This is a genomic window from Romboutsia sp. (assembly GCF_035470145.1).
Taxonomy (GTDB): Bacteria; Bacillota; Clostridia; order Peptostreptococcales; family Peptostreptococcaceae; genus Romboutsia_D.
Genome location: NZ_DATIRC010000215.1, coordinates 1 through 21,810, shown reverse-complemented (window position 1 = coordinate 21,810; position 21,810 = coordinate 1). Strand labels below are relative to the sequence as shown.

Sequence of the window (21,810 nt, the reverse complement as noted above, 5' to 3'; positions counted from 1 at the left end):
TTTGCCCTTTTCTTAAGGACAAGTAATACTTTATCATCTTAAAATGATATCGTCAATACTTTTTTGAAATTTTTTTTATAAATTTATTATTTTTAAGATTATAAATAACTCTAAAGTATAATTACATCTACAATTTACGCTATTATATTTTATTTATTTTTATTCGTAAAAGCATATATCCCTCAATGATATAGAGTATAATATTACTATACTATAAATATTTTTATTATTTTTAAAATTTATGGGTAAATATATGTATATATAATTAAAATAATAATTTCTATATAATTAGGGAGGTATTCTATGAATAATTATCTTAGAGAACCAATAAATGGATTTACGCATCTTGCAGGCGCTGTTCTATCTTTTATTGGCTTATTAGCATTAGTAATAAAAACTACACTAAATAGCCCTTCTACCATAGCATTGACTGCTGTGATAATATTTGGGCTTAGCATGATTCTTTTATATGCTGCTTCTGCAACTTATCACCTAGTTGTTTCTAGTGATAAAGTTATAAATTTCTTAAGAAGGTTAGATCATGCTATGATATTTGTATTGATAGCAGGTTCATATACTCCATTTTGCTTAATCGCATTAAATGGTCCAACTGGTTGGATACTATTTGGAATAATATTTGCAGCTGCAGTTGCAGGGGTGTGTTTTAAATTAATTTGGTTTAACTGCCCTAGATGGATTTCTACTCTTATCTATGTTGCAATGGGTTGGATTTCTATATTCTTAATGGCTCCATTGAATAAAGCTCTTTCTCCGCAAGGATTAGCACTACTTGTTGCTGGTGGAATTTTCTATACTATAGGTGCTTTAATTTATGCAACTAAGCCAAAATTTTTCAAATCAAAGTATCTTGGATTTCATGAAATTTTCCATATATTCATTATGTTAGGTACTTTAACACATTTCTTATGTGTATTTAAATTTGTTATCTAAATACATCTAAATACATATAGATAATTTTTGATAAAAATAAAACCGTAGCAATATAGTTTTAAAACTACATTGACTACGGTTTTTTATTTTAATATTATCTCATAGCTCTCATGGCATTTAATACTGCGATTAAAGCAACACCTACATCAGCAAATATAGCTTCCCACATAGTAGCAATTCCACCTGCTCCTAATATTAAAACTATAATCTTTACACCTAATGCAAATATTATATTTTGCCATACTATCTTATTTGTCTTTCTTGCTATTTCAATAGCCTTAGAAATTTTGATTGGTTCATCTGTCATAAGTACTACATCTGCTGCTTCTATAGCAGCATCGGATCCTAATCCCCCCATAGCTATTCCAACATCTGCACGAGCTAAAACTGGTGCATCATTAATTCCATCTCCAACGAAAATTATCTTCTCTTTTTCTGTTTTTCCTTTGTATATTTCTTCTAACTTGTCTACTTTCTCATTAGGGAGTAGATTTGAATATACTTTATTTAACCCTAATTCTGCAGCAACACTATTTGCAACTTTCTCATTATCACCAGTTAACATCACAACTTCTTTTATCCCAATAGCCTTTAATTGCTTTATAGCTTTTATACTATCGTTTTTTATTTCATCTGATATTACTATATATCCTCTATACATTTTATTTACAGCTATATAAACTACTGTTCCAACTTCTTTAGCTGGAGAGTAGAATATATTCTCTTTTCTCATTAACTTTTCATTCCCAGCTAATATGTTTTCACCCTTATAACTTATCTTAACTCCATAAGCTGCGATTTCCTCATAACTATCTGTCTTATCTAAATATATTTTTTTATCATAATATTTTAATATTGATTTAGCTATAGGATGGTTAGAGTTAGCTTCAGCAAATGCTGCATACTCTAATAACTTATCTTCTGATATACCTACTGGACTTACTTTAGTTACATTAAATACTCCTTTAGTAAGTGTTCCTGTTTTGTCAAATACTACAGTATTAACATTTTTTAATACCTCTAGATAGTTACTTCCCTTTACTAAAATTCCATTTTTAGATGCAAACCCTATTCCACTAAAGAAACTAAGTGGTATAGATAATACTAACGCACAAGGACAAGAAACTACTAAGAATATCAATCCTCTATATAACCACTCACTAAATATAGCATTAGGTATTACAAGTGGTGGTACAAGTGCGATTAACGTAGCTGCTATAACTACCACTGGTGTATAATATTTGGAAAACTTAGTTATGAAGTTTTCTGTTTTAGATTTTTTACTACTTGCATTTTCAACAAGATCTAATATTTTTGCTACTGTTGATTCTCCAAATTCTTTAGTCACCTTTATAGTTAGTAATGCATTTTTATTTATAAATCCTGATAAAATATCTTCTCCTACCGAAATTTCTCTTAATACAGATTCCCCTGTAAGTGCAGATGTATCTACCATTGATATTCCATCTAATACCAACCCGTCTAATGGTACTTTTTCTCCTGGTTTTACAACAATTATATCTCCCACACTTACCTCTTCTGGTGAAACTACGTTTATTTCTGCACCGACTTTTAAATTCGCATAATCTGGTCTGATTTGCATAAGAGCTGTTATTGACCTTCTTGACTTTCCAACTGCTATACCTTGTAAAAATTCTCCTATCTGATAAAATAACATAACTCCAACGGCTTCTGGTAGTTCTCCTATTACTAACGCCCCTATAGTCGCTATTGCCATTAAAAAGTTTTCATCAAGCATATAACCTTTTATTGCATTTTTTAAAGCTTTGAAAAGTACTTCTCCTCCTACTATTATATAAGCTATTATAAATATTAAATTACTAAATTGACTTTCAAAACCTGTTGCAGTTTGATATATACCAAATATATATACAACTGTTCCTATTATTAGTTTAATTAAGTCCTTTTTATCTAGATTACTTTTATGTTCCTCTGTAACAACTTTATCAGCTTTTTCATAATTTATTTGTACATCTAATCCAGGTTCAGTATTATTTATTATATCTACTACCTTTTCTATTATATCTTTTTCATTTGCAGATTTTTTTATCTCTATGCTAAGTTTCTTATTTATAAAGTTTAGGTTCGATGATTCAATATCTTCTAACTTTGCTACTTTTTCATTTATAATTTCTGCACAATGTGCACAATTCAACCCGCCTAATATTATCTCTCTTTTAATATTCTTCAAATTAGTAACTACTTGTATATTCAAACCTGGTTCTGTTGAATTTATTATATCTATAACTTTTTTTATAACTTCTTCTTCATTTGAATTATCTATTATATTTAAAATAAGTTTTTTATTAATAAAATTTAAGTTTGCTGATTCTACTCCTTCTAATTTTGATACTTTTTCATTGATTACTTGAGCACAATGTGCACAATTCAATCCCCCTAATATTATTTCTTTTTTAATTAAACTAGAAACATCCATAATTCTTCCCCCTATCGTTTATATGTTTCTTGAATATGGTTTAATCCACAATCAAAAATTTGGCTTATATGGTTATCATCTAATGAATAATAAACTACTTTACCCTCTTTTCTAAATTTAACTAATCTAGCTTGTTTTAAAACCCTAAGTTGATGAGATATCGCTGAATGAGTCATTCCAAGTAAACTTGCTATATCACATACACACATTTCATTTGAAAATAGTGCATATAAAATCCTTATTCTTGTTGTATCACCAAATACTTTAAACAGTTCTGCTAGGTCATATAACATTTCCTCTTTTGGCATACTTGTCTTAACTTCGCTAATTATATCCTCATGTATTTCCTTACAATCACATGTATTTAAATCTTCTCTCATATTAATGCCTCCTTAAATTCAGTTCGATATATGAACAATTATTCATATATAAAATTATATGCTAGTATATTATTTTATGCAACCTAAATTATATAAATTTTAATAAAGTGCACATAATGCTATTTTTTATAATATATATATTATTAGAATAAATTATTATAGCTATTTAAGTATTTCTTAGGAGGGATGATTTAAAATGAGTTTTGATATGTTCTCATGTAAGCAAAATAACGAGATGGATCCTAATTATATATACCCTATGCCTTATATAGATCCTATGATGTATGCAAATCCTTATTCGATGAATGGAGTTCCCTGTACTGGATATCAAATGAATCCTAATATGACAATGGGCAGTTATATAACTTATATGAATCCTTACATGAATAATCCTGCTATGGGTCAAAATCCAATGGAAGATAGTGAATCTAATTTTGAAGATATGGAAGATAATATGTATATGCAAAACCAAATGCAAGGGATGCCTGGTGGGATGATGCCTGGTATGCCATGTATGCCCGGTGGAATGATGCCTATGATGCCTGGTATGCCATGTATGCCTGGCGGGATGATGCCTATGATGCCTGGTGGGATGATGTTTCCTTATATGATGATGCCTAGTATGCCCCAAATACACATGGAGGAATTTGACGAGGAAGAAATGTAATTTTTTTTATAATAAGTGTTATAAAATTATAATATTTGTCTACAATAATAATGTATTCCTCATAATATTCCCCCAATATTATAAATACAATAAAGCCACCGACTCTAGAGTCGTGGCTTTGTTTTTTATTTTGAGCAATGGATAGACTAAGTGTCTCCGAAATGTTTCGTCGATACATCTCTCAAATGTCATATCGTTGGCGACATGAGCGAATAAAATTTTATCTAATTTAAGAAATCTTCAAAATCAATTGAACCTGATTCCACAAAATCATATAAAACATTTTCTTCAAAATATAACTCTTCTTTAAGTTTAATATATTCCTTATAATTGCATTGAAGTATTTTATTTATATATTTTCTATCATTCTCGCTATATGTTCCAACAAAGAACTTATTATCCACCTGATAATATATAGCCCTCATATCATTATTTATAACATATACCTCATTTTTAACATGATTATTATTAAAATTAAATCTAGTGAAGAAAGTTCCCTCTTCCATATCACTTCTTAATAGAAATGGATTGTCTATATAGAACTTTTCTATAAATTCTTTAATATAACTAACCTCATATATGCTCACTAACTCTTCTTTTGATATTTCATCAAAAACTTCAAAATCATATATAGGCTCTTTATCTGTTACTAGCATTGAATTTATTTTGAAACTATCACCATCTTTTGATATGTTGAAAGCTATCTTAGATACATAATACCCATCATTATCTTCATATAAAGCTTCACTAATATATTTTCCATTATCTTTTTTAGTTACCTGGTTTTTTAAAAGAGTTCCATTAATATTAGTAATATGCATATTAGAAATTTCTTCACTACCTGAGAAGTATTTTAAACTTTCTCTATCCCAAGCTATGAATCTCATTGTCATATAGTTTATAAATTCTATATCTTCCGTTACTTCTTTACATATCTTAGGGTACATTTCTTCCATTGTTATTTTGGATTTATAATTATTTATTATATCTATATATTCTTCTACATCTCCTGGAAGTGATTTTTCATAATATGCATTTTTATTACCATAATAGTTAACTAAAAATAAAGCTTCATCTTCTGATATTCTAATCCTATCAGAACCTAATCCACCCATTAATCTTTCTTCCTCTCTATATGCTTCATCTTTAGTAGGATTTTTTAAACTTACATAATCAGCTAATCCTAATCCTTCTGCATCTAGTAGAAAATATTGATATATATTTTCTTTATCTTTTTCCCAGTTTATTAAAAGTCCCATACTTCCCATAAGCCTTGAATTTGTTACTTTAGCAAAATTGAATTTCATAAAATCACATCCTTATTTTTTATGTGTATTTAATATTTTCTATATCTAAATCTAAAATTTCATAATTATATTTATAACAATTAATATAATTTGTTATTAACGTATATGTTTAAGAATATACTATAAACTAATTATACTTTAATAATTAATTATAGCTATTAAGTATACATTATAGTCTAAATTAGATTGTATTATAAAAAGAATTTTAATTTATTTCATATATTTTTACAACTTATATAAAATTTGTAATATAATAAAATAAATGCTTAATCGAGGTGATATTTATGAAAAACATAGCAGCTTTTTTTGATATAGACGGTACTCTTTATAGAGACTCTCTTATGGTTGAACATTTTAAAAAATTAATTAAATATGATATAATCGATCAAAAAGCTTGGTATGAACATGCAAGAGATACTTTCATGGATTGGGACAAAAGACAAGGAAACTATGATGATTACTTGGATAATGTATGTGAACTATACGTAAAATCTTTAATAGGTCTTGATAAAACTTGCATTGACTTTACTAGTGATCAAGTTATAAAGCTTAAATCTGATAGAGTTTATAAATACACTCGTTCAAGAATAAAGTGGCATTTAGATAACAATCATATCGTAATCTTTATCTCTGGCAGCCCTAATTTTTTAGTTGAAAAAATGGCTGAAAAATATAATGTTACAGATTTTATAGGCAGTGATTATGTATTTGAAAATGAAGTTTTTAATGGCACAGTAATACCAATGTGGGACTCTTCAAGTAAAAATCTTGCTATAAATAATTTTATCGAAAAATATGATATAGATTTATCTAAATCTTATGCATATGGAGACACTAATGGAGACATAAATATGTTAAGAAGAGTTGGTAATCCTATTGCTATAAATCCTACAAAAGAACTTTTAAATCATATATCAAATGATGAACATATATCAAAGTGTGCTAAAATAATTATAGAAAGAAAAGATATAGTTTACTCTTTATCATCTGATGTAAATACCCTTGATATATAATAAAAACCTATTATTTTAAAGATATAATACAAAATAAAAGGGGCTGTCCCAAAAGATAAAATTTTTGAGGCAACTCCTTTTTTAGCTTTATATTAAATTTCTATCTAGCTCAGTTAGATTTTTGTCCTTCATCAAATATATTTCATCAGATACTATAGCTATATTTTTATTATGAGTAACCATTATAATAGTCTTTTTATCTTCTTTTACTATTTCTTTAAATATATTTATTATCTCTTTTGAAGTTTCTTCGTCTAAGTTTCCCGTAGGTTCATCAGCTATTATTAAATCACTTTCACAACATAGGGCTCTTGCTATTGCTACTCTTTGCTGTTGACCTCCACTAAGAGTTAACACCTTTTGATAAATTTGTTCTTTTTTTAATCCTACTCTATAAAGCATCTTTATAGCTGTTTCTTTATTATTTTCAGTTTTGATTCCTTTTATTGACATTGCTGATGTTATATTTTCTAATGCACTCATATAATTTAATAAATTATATCCTTGAAATACTATAGACATATCTTTATTTCTAAACTTTTCTAATCCTATTTCTTTTGTACTTTTTCCTTTATATAAAATTACTCCTTCGGTTTGACTATCTAGTCCTGCCGCAAGAGATATAAAAGTAGTTTTGCCCGAACCTGATTCTCCTACTATTGTGTAAAACTTTCCCTTTTTAAAATCTATGTTAATATCATCTATTATCTTTTTATTTTGTTCATATGAATATGATACATTTTCAAATCTTAATATAATATTCTCCATAATATTTCTCCTTAATTATGTTTACTTAAAATAGTTTTTGGGTTAAATCTCATTATAAAAGAAGCCGGAATTATAGTTGCTGCTATTGCAATTAAAAGTGACCATAAAGACATTTTCCCAATATCACTTGCACTAGTTTTTACATTAAGCTCATCCATAACTTCAACATTTTCTCCTCTATCCATTCCAAATCTACCTATTCCTCTAGACATAAGATTGCCTCCTGGACCTTGATGACTTCCTTGTCCACCTGAAAAAGAAGGCATTCCCATATTAGTTTCTTGTTTTTGGGTAGATATTTCATTTTGTATAAGAATTTCACCCACTGTGTTGCTTATTGTATTTCCAAATGCCGATGATATACAAATAGCAACTGTTAATACTATTATAATCTCTGTTAAAAATTGAGCTATTATCTTAACTCTTTTTTCTCCTAAAGCCATAATTATTCCTATTTCATTTACTCTATCTTTTATTGATAACATAATTACTAGAGATAATATCACTCCTGCAAATATACTAACTACTACTACCATTATCTTAGAGAATGATGCTACATTTTCTATAGGGCCCATCATAGTCTCATAAGCTTGATTTCCTCCATCTAACTTATATTTATCAAAATCTATAGATGTTTTTTCTCCTTCTTTTATGAACTTATCTACATCTATTGGATCATTTAAGTTAAATTCTATATTATCTACTGTATCTGTAACTCCCTTTAATTGATTTGCTAATGTATATGGTACATACATTTGATTGTATGGTAACATAGCTGTAAATCTATAAGCATTTTCATCTACTGCACTACTATCTTTATATATACCTACTATTTTAGCTTCTATAGTAGAGCTATCTTCATCACTGTTATTTGAAGTTGATGTAACGTTTATTTTATCTCCTACTTTTAAAGAATTTTCTTTTGCAAGTGTTTCATCTATCATAACTACATTAGTATTTAAATCTTCATCAGTTATAGCTTTCCCATCAACTACAGTCATTTGAGATGATTTTACCTTATCGTCATTATTGAAATTATTAACCCCATTTATTGTAAAATCGCCTCTATTCATTTCCATTGGCATTTTCATATTATCAGCATTATCAGTACTCTCATCTTCCGTACTTCCAATTGGATTTACTCCATCTACATTTGCAGATGTAGTACTACTTATTAAATAATTTTTTATATACTCTGAGTCCTTTAACTCTTCTAAATACTTTAGGGGTATATATGGTCTTTCAAATTTTAGTCTTTGTCCTGTTTGTGAGCCTTGTTGTTCTTTAAATTGATTTTCCATTAGTTTTTCACGATCAACAACAAGAGAAACTTTAGCTCCTAACTTTTGTCTTGCCAACACAGAAGCTGCCTGTGTTGCTGATTGTATACTAAAACTTGCTAATATAACTATACAAGCCGTAAACATTATAGCAAAAACTATAAATGTCTTTCCTTTTCTTTCCTTTAATGATTTTAGTGCTCTAAACACAAAATTCAATATTATCATTCCTTCCTTTATTTTATGTTTAAATAATATATGCACTACCTTAAATGAACCTTAAGGTTTGAAATTTTTATTTTGGTATGTTTACATAAAAGCTTGTACCTTCTCCTAATTTAGATTCCACTTTAATATTTCCTCTTAAAGTGGATATTATTGTTTTAGCTATAGAAAGTCCTACTCCTGAGCCTTCTATATTTTTTCCTCTTAAAGAATTACTTCTATAAAATCTATTAAAAATATTTTTTATCTCATCTTCTTTTATTCCTATCCCACTATCTCTTATTATAATATTCATATAATTTATACTCTCGCTTAAAATAATATCTATTTCATCTCCTGAGTTTGTATATTTCATTGCATTATCAATTAATATTATTAAAAGCTGTTTTATTTTTTCCCTATCACAGTAAATATTAATATTTCTTAATTTACTATCAAAATTTATGATCTTATCCTGAAGGCTTGCTATGTCTCCATAATCCACTAAAATTTCTTTTACTAATTCTTCTAAGTTAAATTTTGATTTATTAATCATAACTATAGCATCTTCTTTTGTTAGCTTTAACAAATCAGATACTAATTTTCTCAATCTTCTAGATTCTTTCATAATTATTGTTAAGTTTTTCATTTCATCTTCAACTGTACTTTCAGGTCTTTTTATAATTCCTTCAACTTTAGAAAATATTATGGCAAGAGGTGTTCTTAGTTCATGAGAGGCATCTTGAACAAATAGGACCTGATTTTCCCAAGATGCCTCTATTGGTTCTAATGATTTTCGAGTTAAAAATCTACTAGCTAAATAAACAGCACCTAAAGATAACATCATTCCCATAAATAAAACAAAAACTAGTTGTTTTAATAGTCCTACTTCTACATCAACTATTTTTATAATTTCTAAAGTATATTCTCCTTGAGTTTTTTTTAATTCTCTAAAATTATGGTCTTTATATTTATATGAGGTTATACCATCTTTTACTTCTTCGTTATATTCATAAGGTCTTATATAATTTGCTATATCATTTTCATATCCATGTATTATTCTTCCATCTTTTAATATATATATAATATATCCTTCTGGTCCTAGTGGCCTATTAATAGCAGTTATAGGATCTCTAAATTCTTCTTTAGACTTTTTTATAAAAATCTCAAACCGTCTATATAAGCCTTCATCTACTGCTTTGTATGTTAAATTATGAAAGTAGGCATATATAAACGTAGAAAATATTAAAAACAATACACCTACTACTAGTGTGTTTAATATTATTAATTTCTTTTTAGTTTTATATAAAATATTTTTATTTATCATCAAATATATATCCTATTCCTCTTCTAGTTTTTATATATTTATTATATCCATATTCTCCTAGTTGTTTTCTAAGCTTGCTTATATGAACTTCTACTATCTCTATTGGTATCTCACAATCAATTCCCCAAATTCTATCGTAAATCTGCTCCTTAAGCAAAACAATTCCTTTATTTAAAAGAAAATATTCTAAAATATTAAATTGCTTATTTTCTATCTGTAACTCAATATCCTTTATATATTCTTTTTTTATATCTAGATTTAGAGATAAATCATTAAATTTAATTATATTTTCGCTATGTATAGTACCATTAGTTCTAAGAATTGCATATATTCTTGCTATCAATTCTTCCATATAAAAAGGTTTCGTTATATAATCATTGGCTCCCATTGTAAAGGCTCCAACCTTATCATCTAAGGCCTCTTTTGCTGTTAACATTATTACTGGTGTTTTTATATTTTTGTTTCTAATTTTTTTAAGTATTTCCATTCCACTTATGTCTGGAAGCATTATATCTAAAATAATTACATCATAAATATTTTTTTCTATATCAAATAAGGCATCTTCTCCATTAACAACTATGTCCACCTTAAAATTACCACTTAATCCTTCATATATAGTTTCTCCTAATACTAGGTTATCTTCTACTACAAGTATTTTCATAAAATTACACCTCCCCCTTTATTTATATATATTAATCTTAAATTAACCTTAAGATTATAGCATCCTTATAATTTAAAAATGCTATATATCTTATTTTCTAAGATATATAGCATTTTATTTATATACTTTTAATAATCTTTCTTAACTTTTGGTTGTAATTCTTTATAAATGTAGTATATATATGGTCATATACTATAAATACAACTTCAAAAGCAATTACTGTAGCTATATTTATAGGTATATATACAAATGGCCTTAATAAAAAATATAGTAATATCATTATCATATTAGCAAATAATATTTTTAATAAATATTCAATATATATCAATCTATCTTGTTCTATTATATATTTTACTATTCCATATATACCAAATGTTAATATATATATAATCCAATGAGTTTTATTAGCCATAACTATAAATCCTAACACTACTGATGCTATATAAAAAGCAAATCCACTTTTAGGACCCCATTCCATTATTACTATGGATATAGGTAATGATGCTAATCCCATAAGAAACAAGGTATTTATGGGTATTACATTTATAAGTAGCAGTAAAATTATATTTATAGACAATAAAAGTCCTCCACAGGCTACTTTTTTACTCATAGTAACCTCCTAGCAACACCCTACTAAATCTCCACCACAGCATTCACAACATGAGTCTAAGCACCATAATTTCATACAGTCTTCACAACAATCATCTCCACAGCAGCAGTCGTCACAACAGCAACAGCAACATCCATCTAAATCTCTACGTCTTCTTCTATTATATCTATATGATCTGTCTCTATAATCATCTCTATAAAAATTAAATGTATCTAATGCTTGTTTATATTCTATATTTTCAGGATCCATAGTATTAGCTTTCTTTATACTTTCTTCTCCTTCTTCATAGTATCCTATGTTCATAGCAGAAATACCATTTAGATAGTACCATGTCGCACATTTTTCACTTAAGTTCTTTAAGAACTGATATGCTTTTTCAAATTCATTGCTCTCAATAAATTTTCTTACATTTATAAAATTTTCATTATTGTATGTGTTACTATACATTCGTTTCACACCCTTTTTCTAATATATTTTGATATCTAAGGTAAACTCCAGAATAAACAATATTCTCTATTATTCCAGTGTTTACTTTTAAGTTTAAATTATCTATACTTTTTCCTAACATACCTAAAGACATGCTTATAAGTTTATCTACCTTTATTTTTAAATCTTCTCTTTTGTCTATGTATTCTATAAAAGGATTATATCTTCCTTTTTCATAGTCTTTATCTAAATCTTCATATGCATCAAGTAAATATATATACTTACCTATATTAAATCCTATTTTTCTTAAGTCTTTTTCAAATTCATCTTCCTTATATGCAAATATTTCTGACATAAGATTCCCAAAAGTATTTGACACTAAGTCTATATTTATGATTTTTTCTTGCTCTAAATTGTATAATATATCTAATTGTTTTTTTATAACTTCTGCTTTTTTAGGATACTTTTCATATGCTAATTTTAGCTTACCCTTATATATATTATATGCTAATATATCTTTTATGCCCTTATCATCTTTTAAATTATCTTCTAATTTATAATATGTAAGAAGAACATTCATACTTGCTGCGTATTCTGTTATTTCATTTATTATTTTCTTTTTCTTTTTAAATGGATTGACTATACATCCTTCTTCAAGAACTGTTGGTTTAGATCTATATACTGATGATAATATTAATATCAAAAATGTTATATCATAGTTTAATGATAGCCTTGATATTTCACCATGATTGTCTTTTAGATATTTACATAGGCCACAATAGTATCCTCGATAATGTTCATATTCTCTAAAGGTTAAATCCATCTTATTTATTTTTACATAACCAAACATATTTTATCCTTTCTATTCACTTTAAATATTTATAAATTCAACATAGTACTCATTTAATTCAAATATGTCGTCTGTTAATATATCTTTATTTTTTTCTTTCTCATCAATATATAACTTTGCCATTGTTGTAGGAAGTTTAAATCTTTTAGGTCCTATTGAACCCGGATTTATATATATTATACCATTTTCTGTATATATATTCTTCTTATGCGAATGTCCATATACTACAATGTCTATATTTTCTTTCTTTAAATCTACTTTTAATTTCTCTATATCGTGAATTAAATATATTCTTTTATCTCTAACTTCTATAATCTTTTCTTCTGGCATTATATTACTATCTATATTTTTATCACAATTCCCTTTTACTAATTCCGTTTGTGCTATATCTTTTAATTTTTCTACTACTTCAATTTTACCTATATCTCCTGCATGAATTATCAAATCACAACCTCTTAGCTTTTCCACTACTTCTTTTCTAAGTAGCCCATGCGTGTCTGATATTAATCCTATAATCATAATCATTTCTCCTTAATACTTTTTATATTACTAATTATACCCAAAATAAATTATAAAATTTTGCTATACCAAAAAATCCGTTATATCTTGATTATAACGGATTTTTTTAACACATAAATATATTATAACTTAATATACTTTTTAATCTCATTTATCTTCTGTATAACAAAATCAATGTCCTCGTAACTATGAGTTGCCATAACGGTCATTCTAAGCCTTGCTTTACCTTTCTTTACAGTAGGATATCTTATTGCTGGTATGTAAATTCCTTCTTCTAGTAATCTATTACTAAATTCAACTGCTTTGTCTTCTTCACCTATAATTATCGGTATGATCGGACTTTCACTATTAATATCAAAACCTATATTTCTTAATCCTTTGCATAAGTATGATACATTAGATTGAAGTTTTCTAACTAAGCTATTGTCATTTTTAAGTACATCAAAACTAGCAATAGCACCATTTATCACTGCTGGAGATAATGCAGTTGAGAATATAAAACTTCTTGCCTTATTTTTTAAGTAATCAATAATTTCCTTATTACCACATACAAATCCACCTTCACTACCTATTGCCTTACTTAAAGTTCCTACAGTTATATCTACATCACAACTAAAGTATTCACTACTTCCTTTTCCATTATTACCTATAACACCTGTAGCATGTGCTTCATCTACCATGGTAAGTAAATTATTTTCTTTCCCTATTCTTATAATTTCAGGTATGTTTGCAATATCGCCATCCATACTAAATACACTATCTGTGACTATAATTCCTTTTTTAGGATTAATAGCTTTTACTTTATCCTCTAAATCTTTTATATCATTGTGCTTATAAACTATTACTTTTCCTTTAGAAAGTCTGCAACCATCTATTATACTTGCATGATTTAGTTCATCACTAAATATATAATAATCTTCATTGCATATAGCAGATATAACGCCTACATTAGCCATATATCCAGTATTAAAAATCAAGGCTGCTTCACATCCTTTAAATTTGGCTATCTTTTTTTCTAATTTTTTGTGTAAATCATAGCTCCCCGTTGTTAACCTAGAACCTCCTGACCCTAATCCATATTCCTTTATAGCATCAATTGCTGCTTGCTTTACTTTATGATGGTTACAAAGACCTAAATAGTTATTTGATGACATTAAAAGCACTCTTCTTCCATCTATTATCGTAACCTTATCTTGTGGCATGCTTAAGTATCTAATTTCTCTATATAAATTATTTTCTTTTATAAATTTTAATTTATTGTTAATATCAAACATATACCTCTCCTACTAAATTTTTATAATTTGATAATTTAAAAAGGACTGATAGACAGTCCCTTTGATTACTTAAGATTTATAAATTTTTCATAAGGTATATTTTCATTAAAGATTATATCATCTTTTATAAGTATCTTTTTATTTTCAATATAATCTATACACTTATCAAGGTCATCAATAGATGAATCATATAAAAATATCCTTCCTCCATTTGTATCTCCTAATTTTTTTAGATAAGGAAACCTAATATACCCGTACTCTTTAGATGCTACATAACCAGCTGTATAATCTGGATCATCTGAGTAACAAACTTCTCCTATTATATAGGGACAATTTATTACTTTTGTAGCAAGTGCTAAAGCTTCTATAAAATGTGCACTATATACTTTTTCTTTACTTAAATGATCTAATTTAGAACTTTCAAAATCCATGTAAGTAGCTCTTATTCCTCTATTTTTATCATACTCTAGTCGTTCCATTGTATTAATATCAAGTAATATAGCGCCCCTCATGTCCTTTATATCCATAAGTAATTTTAATATCTTACTAGCTTTTTCATTGTCTATTCCTAGTTTTCCTAATACCAGTTCCACTGAGTTTAATCCTTGCTTGTAATCTTCTACATCAATAGTTGTAACTTCTAATGGTTTTATCATTTCTATATCTTGTTGTTTTAATTCTTCCACTTTTATATTTATAAAATCAGCACTGCCTTTCGAATGAGATAATGCTCTTTTAACTAACAAGTTAATAGCTTTTTCTAAGTCGCTTTCTTTGACTATACTTTCTGTTCCTGATATATGACTATCTTCTTTTGAAGACCTCATTTTTACACTATATAATGTCATATTTTTTATCCTACTTCTACAGACTTAATAAAATTATTATATGGTGTGTTTTTAACTATTTTTTCTATTACTTTATAAATAAAATATGAAGATAGTAGTGTATAAACCATTCCTGGTAATGCAGCTAAAATTAATGCTTTTACCGGTGTTCCTACTATGAATGACATTACTAGTCTACCTACAAGTGATCCTATGGGACCTGCTAACGAAACAATTATAATTCCAGGCCCTAAATAACTTATTAGTCCCCCAGCTACAATTCTAAATACCATAGCTACAACTACATTTAATATTGTGTGCGTTCCCATAATCAAATTTATAAAGCTAGCTATTATACCAGCCGTTATATATCTTTTGAATCCAAATGTTGCACATATACCTATTGCTATTGGTGCTGACATCTGGAATTCTGTACCCGGTATTATGCCTGGTAATTTAAAAGTCCCTGATATCGAAATTATGACAGCTAATAAAGCTGTTAGTGTTATTTCTCTACTCTTACTATTCATCTCTAATTCCTTTCTTTACTTAAAATTTATTTATTTTCATTGAAATATTCTATTATACTATCTCTAGCAACTTGTACCATAAAATCAATTTCTTCTTCATTTATTACATATGGTGGCATAAAGTAAATTATATTACCTAAAGCTCTTAAAAGAACTCCTTTTTTCAAGGCTTTTTGATATATGTTATATCCTACTCTTTTGTCTGTTTCAAAAGGTTCTTTACTATACTTATCCTTAACTAGTTCAATTGCACCTATCATACCTACTTGTCTATACTCTCCCACATGTGGAATATCTTTTAATATACTTTCTACTTTTTTTCTTAGATATTTGCTTTTAGCTTCATTATTTTTTAATATGTTTTCATCTTCAAATATATTTAAAGTTTCTAAAGCAACACTACATCCTAATGGATTCCCTGAATAACTATGACTATGTAAAAATGCCTTCATAGTGCTATATTCGTCATAAAATGCATCATATATTTTGTTACTCATTAGAACTAATGAAAGTGGCATATATCCTGCTGTAAGTCCCTTTGATAAGCACATTATATCAGGTGAAATATTAGCATGTTCACAAGCAAACATCTTGCCTGTTCTTCCAAAACCTACTGCTATTTCATCAGCAATTAAATTTATATCGTATTTATCACATAGTTCTCTTAGTTTTACTAAATATTTTGGTGAGTATATTTTCATACCTGCCGCACATTGCACTAAGGGTTCTATTATTATTGCACTTACTTCTTCATGTATTTGATTTATCTTTTCTTCCATATTTATAAAACATTCAGCGTTACAAGTGTTTCGTTCCTTATTGAATTTGCATCTAAAACAATCTGGGCCTTCTACTTTTACAGAGTCAAGCAGTATCGGTTTATATACTTTACTATATAAATCTACATCTCCCATAGATAAAGCACCTATTGTTTCTCCATGATAAGCATCTGAAATATTTACAAACCTAGTTTTATTAATTTTTCCTATTTGTTGATGGTATTGAAAACTTAGCTTCAATGCTATTTCTATAGAAGAAGAACCATTATCTCCAAAGAATACTTTTTGTAATCTATCAGGAGTTAATCCTACCATTCTTTCACAAAGTTCTATAGCTGATTTATGAGTAAAATTAGCAAAAATAACATGTTCTAATGTATTTGCTTGTTTATATAAAGCATCATTTATCCTTTGATTTGAATGTCCAAATAAATTTACCCACCACGATGAAACTGCATCTAAATATTTATTCCCTTCAACATCCTCTAAGAATACGCCTTTACCTTTTTCTATTACTATTGGAGGAAATTTTTCATAATCTTTCATCTGAGAACATGGGTGCCAAATATACTTTAAATCTTTTTCTTGAAGTTTTTTCATACTCATCTTAAATATCTCTCCTTTGTTAAAATAAATTTAATACTTTTTCTAAATCTATTTTTTCATATTCTTTTCTTATATTTTCTAACATTACATCTTCTATCTTATTTATCTTTTGTACTATACCTAACTGAGTCAATTTTTTAATCATTTCAATATTGTCATCTTCATAAAACTTATTACTGTACTGATTTATAATAATACCCTTAATATTAATATTATGTTTCTTTAGAAACTCTACAGTAAGAACAGTATGGTTTATAGTTCCTACACCTGCCCTTGATACAATCACTGTGTCAAGATTTAAATCTTTGATTAAATCATATACAAAGTATTTATCTTCAATCAAAGGTACCACTATTCCACCAGCACCTTCCACGATAACATAATCATATTTATTTATAAGTTTTTTATAATGACATATTATCTCTTGCTTTATAATATCTATATTTTCTATCCTTGCTGCTAAATGTGGTGATACTTCTTCTCTTAAGCAATATGTATTCATCTCATTGTAATCATTGTCTAAATTACAAATTTCTTTTATGTATTTACAATCAGGAGGAATTAAAGTTTTATAGTCTTCACTTACAATTCCACCGCTTTGAATAGGTTTATATGATATTACGTTGTATCCGTTTTGTTTTAATAAATATGTAAGCCCGCCTGTAACAAAAGTTTTCCCCACATCAGTATCTGTTCCTATTATAAAAATACCTCTTCCCATAGTGCACCTCTATATTTCAAAATCTTGGCAAATTATCATTTGTTTATCATCTTGTATATTTGACCCTATCGTAGTTAAATAATCTCCAACTAACGCTGAATTTACTCCTCCATTAAAACCTAGTTCTTCATATCCTTTAAGTGACATTCTACCTCCTGCATATCTTATATATGCAGATGGATTTACAAATCTATATACTGCCATAGTCTTTAATATTTCTAACGGTTCTAATTTTTTGCAATTTTCCATAGGTGTATTTTTTATTGGATTTAAAATATTTAATGGTATTGATTTTATATTTAATTCTCTTATTTCAAATGCCATCTTTAGCCTTTGTTCTTTACTTTCATCAAGACCCAATATACCACCTACACAAAGCTCCATTCCTGATTTTTGCACATTTTTTATCGTTTGAATTCTATCTTCATATGTATGTGTTGTGCATATATTTTTATAGTTATCCTTAGATGTTTCAACATTATGGTGATACATTTCCACTCCAGCTTCTTTTAATTTTTTAGCTTGTTGATAATCTATTATTCCTAATGATGCGCAAAGACTTAAATTTGTGTCTTTGTGTAGTCTTCTATATATATCAACTACTTTATCAAACTCTTCCCCCTTAACTCCTCTGCCACTTGTTACTAACGAAAATCTATGTACTCCCTTTTCTTCCATTTCTTTAGCTCTTTTTAATATGTCTTTATAGCTAAGTAATGAATATTCTTCTACTCCTGTATTGTAATGCCCCGATTGAGCACAGAATCTACAATCTTCACTACACTTGCCTGACTTTGCATTCATTATTGTACATAAATCAGCCTTACTACCCATGAATTTTTTTCTTATTTCATTTGCAGCTTTAAATAATTCATTTAAACTCTTTTCATCATTTATTTCTATATTTATAAGGTCTAATGCTTCTTCATATGTAATTAAATTTCCATTCAATATCTGTTTTTTCAATGAATTAATTTTATCTATCATTTATACCTCCTATTAGTAAACCTTGTTACATTCTCAGGTTTACTAATTTAATAATAATAGTTTTTATTATTTAGGTCAACCATTTTTATTTTATAAGTTTACATTCATGCATAAAAATACACCCCTAAACAATTGATTGTTTATGAGTGTATTTTTATTTTTGCTTCATATTATAGTCTAATTTTGTTTATATCACCATCAACATTCTCTATGGTAATAGCATCTAAACCTTTGTATTCTTTAAATAACCACTTTATATCTCTCATAGCCTGATTTATTTGATTGGTGTTCAAGTTATTAATAAAATACTCTCGTCTCACCTGTTTATAATTTTTATCAGATAAAAAATTTCTAATCATAGTAAATGCAAGTACATTTGGAACATTATTTTCAGTTCCCTTTCTATATCCTTTTTTCCTTGTATACATTTTCATTATATATACCTCCAAGATTTTATAATCCTTCTAATAAAAGTATATATAAATTCAAATATATCTATACCTAAATAAGTATCTGTAATTCATAAGTTATATTAGAATAGTCAAAAACATCATTTAATAATTCCATTTCTATAACAACATCACTATTTATATTGTGCTTATCTATATAACATTCAACTTTCTCTTTTACAATAGCTCTATCTTTTTCCTTGTAATTTATACATAAGTATCTTCCCTTAGGTATCTCATCTACATTTTCTTTATTATTTTCATTTACATTATTAACACCTATGTATATAGCCTTTCTATCTATCACCCCTTTTTTAATGCTATCTATATCTAAAAAATAACCAATTTCTATATCCATATTTAAGTCGAGTTTTTCGAATACCTTATATAAATTTTTGTGCTTTATTGCCACACTTTCATAGGTATCTTCTTTTATTAATACTGATTTTACAACATATCTTTTATCTATCTGTCTTTCAAAAAACTCAAAACTTTCTTCTTTATAAAAAGAATACTCCATATATTGCTTTAGATTATTTATATCACTTAAAATATTTTCTAATTTCTTTATCTCTTTTCTTGCAATTTCCTCTTGTTTTTCTAAGAAGCCCATGAATAACTTAGTATCTCCTTTATCAAAGATTTCCTTTATCTCTTTTAAAGGTATTCCTATACTCTTGCTGTATTTTATAACATCTATATGTATGAATTGGTCTACAGAATAGTATCTATATCCACTATCTTCATCTATATGTGCAGGTTTTAATATTCCCATTTTATCATAGAGTCTAAGTGCTTTTGGTGTAATATCGTTTAATTTTGATGTTTCTCCTATAGAAAAATACTTTTTCATAAAACCCTCCTATATTTAATTGACCTTGACCTTAGGGCATAGTTTAATATATGTCTTATGAAAAGTCAATTAATAAGGAGGTTAAGATAGTGACTAATATAAAAAAAGATTTCTTTAAATATGTTATCCCTTCAGTAATAGGTATGTTAGTATCAGCACTTTATATAGTAGTCGATGGAATATTTGTGGGTAGAGGTGTTGGAGCTGAGGCACTTGGAGCTGTAAACATTACACTTCCGTATATATCTCTTTTAACTGCATTTACTATGATGGTCACTATGGGTGGGTGTACCTTGATGTCTATTCAGTATGGATTGAATGATTTTAAAAAAGGTAATGATATATTCATAAAAAGTATGAGTATAGTGATTTTAATATCTATTTCAATATCTATTGGTGGCATATTATTTAGCAAACAACTTAGCTTACTATTAGGAGCAAGTCAAAATTTACTTCCTCTTTCTAGTGACTATATGTCGTCTTATTTAATATTTGGTATATTTTTTTGTTTAAGTTTATCTTTAAGTGCTTTTGTAAGAAATGATAACAATCCAAAGCTTGCTATGATTTCACTTATAATAGGTGCTCTTTCAAATATAATTTTAGACTATCTATTTATATTTAAATTTGATATGGGAATAAAGGGTGCTGCTATAGCATCTGGACTTGGTCAAATATTTAGTTTAATAGTTTTAAGTACTCACTTTATATTAAAAAAAGGTAATCTTAAATTATATTTATTAAAAATAAAATTAGATGATTGTATAAATATATTAAAGACTGGTACACCTGAACTTATAGTTCAACTTGCAAGTCCAGTTAATATACTTGTGTATAATATAGTAATATCACAAAGAATAGGAGATCTTGGTGTATCTTCGTTTGGTATAATAGGATATTTGATAACTATATTAATAGCTTTGTTTATTGGTGTGTCCCAAGGAGTTCAACCTCTACTTAGCTTCTATCATGGTAAGGAAGATAGCTATACTGTAAATTATTTATTTAAGTTAGCTATAAAAACTAATTTTATATTATCTTTAATAATATATTTAACTTTATTTATATTTGGTGAATTAATAGTAGGAGTATTTACAACTGAACCTCAGCTTATAGATTTCACTTCTTCTGCTATTAAAATTTACTTCTTATCATTTGTCATAGCTTCTATAAATATAGTTTATATAAACTACTTATTAGCTACCGAACAAACAAGATATGCCAATATAGTTTCATTTAATAGAGGAATTACATTTAACATATTAACCATTATGATTTTACCATTTATGTTAGGCAATACAGGTATCTGGATATCTATAGTTTTATGTGAAGTTTTAGGATTTATATTAGCTAATCGTATAGT

General features: G+C 27.3%; 23 protein-coding genes. 4 read left to right on the top strand and 19 right to left on the bottom strand.

Features of this window, described 5'->3' with window-relative positions:
* Positions 1–303 precede the first annotated feature (303 nt).
* Positions 304–951, top strand: a complete 648-nt coding sequence (trhA, locus tag VLM92_RS09305; protein WP_325276065.1) for a PAQR family membrane homeostasis protein TrhA — start codon at positions 304–306, stop codon at positions 949–951.
* Positions 952–1,045: 94 nt separating this feature from the next.
* Here trhA and VLM92_RS09300 read toward each other — a convergent pair whose 3' ends face one another.
* A complete protein-coding gene (locus VLM92_RS09300; protein WP_325276064.1) occupies positions 1,046–3,409 on the bottom strand; it encodes a heavy metal translocating P-type ATPase in 2,364 nt (787 codons plus the stop codon).
* An 11-nt stretch (positions 3,410–3,420) separates the two neighbouring features.
* Positions 3,421–3,789 (bottom strand): metalloregulator ArsR/SmtB family transcription factor, encoded by a 369-nt coding sequence (locus VLM92_RS09295; protein WP_325276063.1) that lies wholly within the window; start codon positions 3,787–3,789, stop codon positions 3,421–3,423.
* Between the two features lie 196 nt (positions 3,790–3,985).
* Here VLM92_RS09295 and VLM92_RS09290 point away from each other — a divergent pair, with 196 nt between their 5' ends.
* A complete protein-coding gene (locus VLM92_RS09290; RefSeq protein WP_325276062.1) occupies positions 3,986–4,456 on the top strand; it encodes a hypothetical protein in 471 nt (156 codons plus the stop codon).
* A gap of 224 nt (positions 4,457–4,680) precedes the next feature.
* On the opposite strand, the gene VLM92_RS09285 is transcribed toward VLM92_RS09290, so the two are convergent.
* Positions 4,681–5,763, bottom strand: a complete 1,083-nt coding sequence (locus VLM92_RS09285; RefSeq protein ID WP_325276061.1) for a hypothetical protein — start codon at positions 5,761–5,763, stop codon at positions 4,681–4,683.
* Positions 5,764–6,047: 284 nt separating this feature from the next.
* On the opposite strand from VLM92_RS09285, the gene VLM92_RS09280 reads away from it, so the two are divergent.
* Complete coding sequence (locus VLM92_RS09280) at positions 6,048–6,776, top strand: HAD-IB family hydrolase (protein ID WP_325276060.1); 729 nt, start codon at positions 6,048–6,050, stop codon at positions 6,774–6,776.
* Positions 6,777–6,863: 87 nt separating this feature from the next.
* Here VLM92_RS09280 and VLM92_RS09275 read toward each other — a convergent pair whose 3' ends face one another.
* The 16 genes from VLM92_RS09275 to VLM92_RS09200 all read right to left on the bottom strand — a co-directional run bounded on the left by VLM92_RS09275 (position 6,864) and on the right by VLM92_RS09200 (position 20,447).
* Positions 6,864–7,544, bottom strand: coding sequence for an ABC transporter ATP-binding protein (locus tag VLM92_RS09275; RefSeq protein WP_325276059.1), 681 nt, complete (start codon positions 7,542–7,544; stop codon positions 6,864–6,866).
* Positions 7,545–7,555: 11 nt separating this feature from the next.
* Positions 7,556–9,052, bottom strand: coding sequence for an ABC transporter permease (locus VLM92_RS09270; RefSeq protein ID WP_325276058.1), 1,497 nt, complete (start codon positions 9,050–9,052; stop codon positions 7,556–7,558).
* 67 nt (positions 9,053–9,119) lie between these two features.
* Positions 9,120–10,355: a HAMP domain-containing sensor histidine kinase gene (locus tag VLM92_RS09265; RefSeq protein ID WP_325276057.1), complete on the bottom strand. Its 1,236-nt coding sequence runs from the start codon at positions 10,353–10,355 to the stop codon at positions 9,120–9,122.
* The gene (locus VLM92_RS09260; RefSeq protein WP_325276056.1) at positions 10,345–11,016 is read right to left on the bottom strand and encodes a response regulator transcription factor; all 672 of its coding nucleotides are present in this window, start codon (positions 11,014–11,016) and stop codon (positions 10,345–10,347) included. Before VLM92_RS09260 ends, VLM92_RS09265 begins: the two co-directional genes overlap by 11 nt.
* A 118-nt stretch (positions 11,017–11,134) precedes the next feature.
* Complete coding sequence (locus VLM92_RS09255) at positions 11,135–11,626, bottom strand: hypothetical protein (RefSeq protein WP_325276055.1); 492 nt, start codon at positions 11,624–11,626, stop codon at positions 11,135–11,137.
* Between the two features lie 9 nt (positions 11,627–11,635).
* Positions 11,636–12,073, bottom strand: coding sequence for a hypothetical protein (locus tag VLM92_RS09250; RefSeq protein WP_325276054.1), 438 nt, complete (start codon positions 12,071–12,073; stop codon positions 11,636–11,638).
* Entirely contained in the window at positions 12,066–12,902 is an 837-nt protein-coding gene (locus VLM92_RS09245; RefSeq protein ID WP_325276053.1) for a DUF5685 family protein, read from the bottom strand. The genes VLM92_RS09250 and VLM92_RS09245 overlap by 8 nt, the downstream gene beginning before the upstream one ends.
* Positions 12,903–12,923: 21 nt before the next feature.
* The gene (locus VLM92_RS09240; RefSeq protein ID WP_325276052.1) at positions 12,924–13,421 is read right to left on the bottom strand and encodes a metallophosphoesterase family protein; all 498 of its coding nucleotides are present in this window, start codon (positions 13,419–13,421) and stop codon (positions 12,924–12,926) included.
* A 122-nt stretch (positions 13,422–13,543) separates the two neighbouring features.
* A complete protein-coding gene (bioF, locus tag VLM92_RS09235) occupies positions 13,544–14,695 on the bottom strand; it encodes an 8-amino-7-oxononanoate synthase (RefSeq protein WP_325276051.1) in 1,152 nt (383 codons plus the stop codon).
* Between the two features lie 65 nt (positions 14,696–14,760).
* The gene (locus tag VLM92_RS09230; RefSeq protein ID WP_325276050.1) at positions 14,761–15,543 is read right to left on the bottom strand and encodes a 6-carboxyhexanoate--CoA ligase; all 783 of its coding nucleotides are present in this window, start codon (positions 15,541–15,543) and stop codon (positions 14,761–14,763) included.
* A gap of 5 nt (positions 15,544–15,548) precedes the next feature.
* Positions 15,549–16,052: a hypothetical protein gene (locus tag VLM92_RS09225; RefSeq protein ID WP_325276049.1), complete on the bottom strand. Its 504-nt coding sequence runs from the start codon at positions 16,050–16,052 to the stop codon at positions 15,549–15,551.
* A 26-nt stretch (positions 16,053–16,078) separates the two neighbouring features.
* Entirely contained in the window at positions 16,079–17,437 is a 1,359-nt protein-coding gene (bioA, locus tag VLM92_RS09220; protein WP_331681735.1) for an adenosylmethionine--8-amino-7-oxononanoate transaminase, read from the bottom strand.
* A 19-nt stretch (positions 17,438–17,456) separates the two neighbouring features.
* A complete protein-coding gene (gene bioD, locus VLM92_RS09215; RefSeq protein WP_325276048.1) occupies positions 17,457–18,158 on the bottom strand; it encodes a dethiobiotin synthase in 702 nt (233 codons plus the stop codon).
* Positions 18,159–18,167: 9 nt separating this feature from the next.
* Positions 18,168–19,145: a biotin synthase BioB gene (bioB, locus tag VLM92_RS09210; protein WP_325276047.1), complete on the bottom strand. Its 978-nt coding sequence runs from the start codon at positions 19,143–19,145 to the stop codon at positions 18,168–18,170.
* 170 nt (positions 19,146–19,315) lie between these two features.
* Entirely contained in the window at positions 19,316–19,579 is a 264-nt protein-coding gene (locus VLM92_RS09205; RefSeq protein ID WP_325276046.1) for a hypothetical protein, read from the bottom strand.
* Positions 19,580–19,646: 67 nt separating this feature from the next.
* A complete protein-coding gene (locus VLM92_RS09200; protein WP_325276045.1) occupies positions 19,647–20,447 on the bottom strand; it encodes a helix-turn-helix domain-containing protein in 801 nt (266 codons plus the stop codon).
* Between the two features lie 89 nt (positions 20,448–20,536).
* Between VLM92_RS09200 and VLM92_RS09195 the strand changes: the two genes are divergently transcribed.
* The coding region (locus tag VLM92_RS09195) for an MATE family efflux transporter (protein ID WP_325276044.1) at positions 20,537–21,810 on the top strand (1,274 nt) is incomplete at its 3' end.

Excerpts from the sequence above, each read along its gene's own strand:
- VLM92_RS09270 (WP_325276058.1), bottom strand. The coding sequence starts at position 9,052 with ATGATAATATTGAATTTTGTGTTTAGAGCACTAAAATCATTAAAGGAA.
- VLM92_RS09290 (WP_325276062.1), top strand. The coding sequence starts at position 3,986 with ATGAGTTTTGATATGTTCTCATGTAAGCAAAATAACGAGATGGATCCT.
- VLM92_RS09245 (WP_325276053.1), bottom strand. The coding sequence starts at position 12,902 with ATGTTTGGTTATGTAAAAATAAATAAGATGGATTTAACCTTTAGAGAA.
- VLM92_RS09275 (WP_325276059.1), bottom strand. The coding sequence starts at position 7,544 with ATGGAGAATATTATATTAAGATTTGAAAATGTATCATATTCATATGAA.
- bioA (WP_331681735.1), bottom strand. The coding sequence starts at position 17,437 with ATGAGTATGAAAAAACTTCAAGAAAAAGATTTAAAGTATATTTGGCAC.
- VLM92_RS09200 (WP_325276045.1), bottom strand. The coding sequence starts at position 20,447 with ATGAAAAAGTATTTTTCTATAGGAGAAACATCAAAATTAAACGATATT.
- VLM92_RS09295 (WP_325276063.1), bottom strand. The coding sequence starts at position 3,789 with ATGAGAGAAGATTTAAATACATGTGATTGTAAGGAAATACATGAGGAT.
- VLM92_RS09250 (WP_325276054.1), bottom strand. The coding sequence starts at position 12,073 with ATGTATAGTAACACATACAATAATGAAAATTTTATAAATGTAAGAAAA.
- trhA (WP_325276065.1), top strand. The coding sequence starts at position 304 with ATGAATAATTATCTTAGAGAACCAATAAATGGATTTACGCATCTTGCA.
- VLM92_RS09205 (WP_325276046.1), bottom strand. The coding sequence starts at position 19,579 with ATGAAAATGTATACAAGGAAAAAAGGATATAGAAAGGGAACTGAAAAT.
- bioF (WP_325276051.1), bottom strand. The coding sequence starts at position 14,695 with ATGTTTGATATTAACAATAAATTAAAATTTATAAAAGAAAATAATTTA.
- VLM92_RS09260 (WP_325276056.1), bottom strand. The coding sequence starts at position 11,016 with ATGAAAATACTTGTAGTAGAAGATAACCTAGTATTAGGAGAAACTATA.
- VLM92_RS09240 (WP_325276052.1), bottom strand. The coding sequence starts at position 13,421 with ATGATTATAGGATTAATATCAGACACGCATGGGCTACTTAGAAAAGAA.
- bioD (WP_325276048.1), bottom strand. The coding sequence starts at position 18,158 with ATGGGAAGAGGTATTTTTATAATAGGAACAGATACTGATGTGGGGAAA.
- VLM92_RS09255 (WP_325276055.1), bottom strand. The coding sequence starts at position 11,626 with ATGAGTAAAAAAGTAGCCTGTGGAGGACTTTTATTGTCTATAAATATA.
- VLM92_RS09280 (WP_325276060.1), top strand. The coding sequence starts at position 6,048 with ATGAAAAACATAGCAGCTTTTTTTGATATAGACGGTACTCTTTATAGA.
- VLM92_RS09300 (WP_325276064.1), bottom strand. The coding sequence starts at position 3,409 with ATGGATGTTTCTAGTTTAATTAAAAAAGAAATAATATTAGGGGGATTG.
- bioB (WP_325276047.1), bottom strand. The coding sequence starts at position 19,145 with ATGATAGATAAAATTAATTCATTGAAAAAACAGATATTGAATGGAAAT.
- VLM92_RS09225 (WP_325276049.1), bottom strand. The coding sequence starts at position 16,052 with ATGAATAGTAAGAGTAGAGAAATAACACTAACAGCTTTATTAGCTGTC.
- VLM92_RS09265 (WP_325276057.1), bottom strand. The coding sequence starts at position 10,355 with ATGATAAATAAAAATATTTTATATAAAACTAAAAAGAAATTAATAATA.
- VLM92_RS09285 (WP_325276061.1), bottom strand. The coding sequence starts at position 5,763 with ATGAAATTCAATTTTGCTAAAGTAACAAATTCAAGGCTTATGGGAAGT.
- VLM92_RS09230 (WP_325276050.1), bottom strand. The coding sequence starts at position 15,543 with ATGACATTATATAGTGTAAAAATGAGGTCTTCAAAAGAAGATAGTCAT.